Source organism: Photobacterium lucens, assembly GCF_009873615.1.
Classification (GTDB): domain Bacteria; phylum Pseudomonadota; class Gammaproteobacteria; order Enterobacterales; family Vibrionaceae; genus Photobacterium; species Photobacterium lucens.
In genome coordinates, this window is the sequence record NZ_SSMG01000041.1 from 1 (window position 1) to 3,093 (window position 3,093).

At 37.6% G+C, this 3,093-nt stretch carries 1 protein-coding gene and 1 pseudogene; one reads left to right on the forward strand and one right to left on the reverse strand.

From position 1 onward, the window contains the following. Positions 1-120: 120 nt before the first annotated feature. Positions 121-1,376, forward strand: a pseudogene (locus E5A76_RS02860) (L-lactate MFS transporter). 730 nt (positions 1,377-2,106) lie between these two features. Here the strand turns inward: E5A76_RS02860 and E5A76_RS02865 are convergent. Next, on the reverse strand, positions 2,107-2,925 hold the full coding sequence (locus E5A76_RS02865; RefSeq protein ID WP_161118045.1) for an SDR family oxidoreductase: 819 nt from the start codon (positions 2,923-2,925) through the stop codon (positions 2,107-2,109). Positions 2,926-3,093: the final 168 nt, after the last annotated feature.

Consider the following 3,093-nt stretch of genomic DNA (forward strand, 5'->3'; position numbering starts at 1 on the left):
TATCAATAGAATCCACGGCAAGAAATTAACACGTAATATTTGTAAGTTATTTTTTCAAAATATTACGTCATTATATTTGTATGACATTTCGTTATATAAATATCATCAGAGAGAAACTTCATGTTTGATAGAGCAAAGCAAATTCTTATTGCTGGTTTTTGTATTAATTTATGTATTGGTATTTTGTTTACTTGGAGCGTATTAAAAAGGCCCTTGTTGTTAATTTAGGCTGGTCAAACGCTGAAGCTTCTTTGCCTTATACCATTGCTATCATTACATTCTCAGTAACTCTTCTTTTAGCTGGTATTCTACAAGACAAATTTGGTCCAAAACGTGTGTTAATCGCAGGTACAATTTGCTCAGGCTTAGGCTTAATTGCGTCGGGTTATGTCACTAGCCCAACTCAATTAATCTTTACGTTTGGTATTCTTGCTGGTGGCGGTATCGGTTTTAGCTATGCCTGCTTAAGCCCAGCGGCCATGAAATGGTTCCATCCATCTAAACGTGGCTTGGTTAATGGCTTAATTGCTGCAGGTTTTGGTTTAGCTGGCGTATACCTAGCACCATTAATCACATCTTTAATTGCAAGCTACGGTATTAATTACAGCTTTAATATTTTAGGTATTGCTTTGTTGTGTATTGCGACACCACTTGCTTTTACTATCACCAACCCACCAGCAAGCTATGTGCCAGTAGCTGCAGCAAGTAATAAAGAAGAGAAAAAAACGGTTGTGGCACAATCTGAAATGCGTTGGACTGAGATGCTAAAAACAACTCAATTCTACAGCATTTGGATTATGTACCTTTGTGCATCATCCACAGGCTTAATGATCATTGGTAACATTACATCGATAGCTGCAACACAAGCGAACATGACAGATGCGGCGCACCTTGTTGTGATCCTAGCGCTATTCAATACCTCTGGTCGTGTCTTCGCAGGCATGTTATGTGACAAAATTGGTGGTCTAAAAACACTAACCCTGTCTTTTGTCCTTTCTATTGCCAATATGATCCTATTCCCACACTACACAACCCATGCAGGGTTGATCCTTGGTATGGCTGTTGCGGGGCTTTGTTACGGTACATTACCAGCAGTATTCCCATCATTAACTGCCGGTTTCTACGGCTTAAAGAACTACGGCACTAACTATGGTGTGGTTTACACTGCATGGGGCATAAGTGGCTTCATTGGCCCTGTGATTGCTGCTGCAGCTGTGGATTCAACAGGTACTTATGAGTTGGCTTACTTCTACTCGGCAATCATCATGGGTGTAGCGTTAGTGTTCTCAGTACTAACCAAAAACCCTGCGGCTAAAACAGCGACTAACGCCCAACCAGAAAATAATGAATCATTAGAAGTAAACGCCACTGCATGATGGTGAGCAGTTGCATTTAATTAGCTTTAAAAATCATAGTGTTATAAACAGTAAAAATTATCTATCAAAAAATATGAATATTTTAGGAACCTTTGCCCATAGGCATAGTCATAATTAATGTATTCATACTGATAAAGATTTTACGAAACGTACTGTTTAGACGATTTTTATCATTGTAAATGCCACTACTGCTTTAACTCCTAATTGTAAAATTGTTTTTGCCCGCTACCTTTTTAGCGGGCTTTTTTTATAGAAAAACTGCTTGTTTAAGCCGCAACATAAGAAAATCGCATTTTTTTTCATTTTTTTTGAACTAACAGAAATATGCCTAGTCTTACTAGTATGATTGATTGAATATCCTACTATGCCTTTGGTTATTGAATCAGTATGTTACAGATTTTTTTATGTTTGATATCCACTACTGCTGAACTTTTTTGTTATATTTACGGAACTTTTTTATCCCATTAAATCTATTTTTAATGGGATTTTTTTTGCCTATTTACCAGAGAAAAGCAATAAAAACACCGTTCATTAAATAAAATGCATCTTTGGGGAATTTTTTTCGATCTTTTTTGAACTCGGCGTTAGATTTGGAGTCTGAATATATAGAATCCATATTATTGGTGACATTTGTTTAACTGGCCGTCGAACATTCACTAATAATCCAAATTGCCACTGCAATTTAACTCTTAATTGCAACTTTACGCTGAACTGATGTTCAGCGTTTTTTTTATTTATTGATCAGCAAATCGTTATACTTCAAACTGATCCCCAACCACGCTAAGGTTGCGCTGGCGTCAATCACCTTGCCATTGTTATCACTGTTATCCATCTCAAATTGAGGTAAAGGCAGCGATCGTTGTTTTGCCATTTGGGTATAGTAGTCATGACGAGAAGGATGAAAACCTGCGGCTAAATGTAAAACTGGCATTTCCGCTTTCTTCTCAATAAGACGACAGATTGCAGCAATACAATCATCTAAATGAATCAAGTTAACAGGGCTATTACCATCCTTGATTCCTTGTCTACCCGCTAAAAACTTAACAGGATGTCGATCATCACCAATCAAACCTGATAAGCGTAAAATCGTGAGTTTTTCGCCCCATTGCTCACGTAACGCCTGTTCAATTTTGACATGCACTAAAGCAGAACTCGTTATGGGCATGACATCATCCGTTTCCACGACTTTCCCTTGTCGCCCGTCATAAACCGATGTGGTACTAATAAAGATGATACGCTTACATCCCGCATTTTCTGCCGCATGAGAAAGTGACATCACATTTTGATAATGCTGCTCTTTATCAATAGCATGACGACCGGCTGCAATATTAATAACCATCACATCACTCGCCAGTAACGGAGCTAAATACTCTATTTGCTCACAGCTCTCTAATGGCAACTGCATCTGAAAACCATTAATGCCCCATTGCGCTAACAATTTGGCATCCACTAATGTTGTTTTAGTACCATAAACATTACAGCCCTGCTTATATAACGCTTTTGCCAGCGGTAACCCTAGCCAACCACATCCACAAATGGCTACTTGCATACTTCCTCCTCTTTTTTATGATTTTTATATTGGAAAAATAACACCAATAACGCTATTTTTTCCGATTCATTACTAGAAATGATAACAAATAACAACAAACCTATTATTTCAAGCCGTGAAATAATTCCTTATATATGAAAGAAATAGCAACAATATCGAAATCTAAAG

Excerpts from the sequence above, each read along its gene's own strand:
- E5A76_RS02865 (WP_161118045.1), bottom strand. The coding sequence starts at position 2,925 with ATGCAAGTAGCCATTTGTGGATGTGGTTGGCTAGGGTTACCGCTGGCA.